Origin of the sequence: Alkalihalophilus lindianensis (assembly GCF_032843265.1) — a bacterium.
Classification (GTDB): domain Bacteria; phylum Bacillota; class Bacilli; order Bacillales; family Bacillaceae_D; genus Alkalihalophilus; species Alkalihalophilus lindianensis.
The window spans coordinates 1-244 of the sequence record NZ_JAWJBA010000868.1 but is presented as its reverse complement, the minus strand read 5'-3'; the positions used below and the strand labels follow the sequence as shown (position 1 = coordinate 244).

Below are 244 nucleotides of genomic sequence, written 5' to 3'. Positions count from 1 at the left end.
ATCAGAAATATTTGCAAACAAGAAAAATGCTTGAGCTTACCTATTATAAAGGCTACCGCCAGGTGATTGAGGCTGAATACAAACAAGAGTGGGTTCATATCGACCCTCTTTTAACGCCGCCAGAGCAGCGGACCTGGGTGGACATGCTGACAAACTTTTCTTTAGAAAAAATAAAGACGTGGCTCTACAATGAATTCCTGCAAGTGAACGATCCGTACCCTGACCCTGGACTGGTCAGAATCAG

At 44.3% G+C, this 244-nt stretch carries 1 pseudogene; it reads left to right on the top strand.

Annotated elements, in window-relative coordinates:
- Positions 1 to 244, top strand: a pseudogene (locus RYX56_RS24605) (response regulator transcription factor); the annotation flags it as partial.